The 409-nt window shown below is 79.0% G+C and carries 1 pseudogene; it reads left to right on the top strand.

The features are described 5' to 3' along the window. Positions 1–409: pseudogene (locus KDH83_RS29995) on the top strand (helix-turn-helix domain-containing protein); the annotation flags it as partial.

Below are 409 nucleotides of genomic sequence, written 5' to 3'. Positions count from 1 at the left end.
GCATGCGCGGCGCCTGCTGCTGCTGGGCCGGGCCGACGACGCCGCCGTCGCCATCGCCGGCTGGGACCAGGCGCCGCTGCCCGCCGCCGCTCGGGCGGTGCATGCCTTGGCCGCCGCCGGCATCGCCCTGCGCCGCCTGCAGGCCGAACCCGCCCGGCTGGCGCTGGCCCAGGCCCGGCCCGCCGCGCGCGCATCCGGCATCGGCGCGCTGCAGGCCGAGGCCGACACGCTTTCCCGTCTACTTGAGGCCCCGGCGGCCAGGCTGACCCGCCACGGCGCGCAGCGCCTGCTGCGCCTGGACGAAGTGGAAGCGCTGATGGCCTCGGACGCGCTGGTGGCGGACACCGCCCGCCAGGCGCTGCGCGGTCCCATGGCCACGGTGGACCTGTCGCGGCGGCCGGTGCTGTTC

This window comes from Achromobacter sp. Marseille-Q0513 (genome assembly GCF_018195695.1).
Classification (GTDB): Bacteria; Pseudomonadota; Gammaproteobacteria; order Burkholderiales; family Burkholderiaceae_B; genus Achromobacter.
This window is presented reverse-complemented; position numbering and strand designations above follow the sequence as displayed.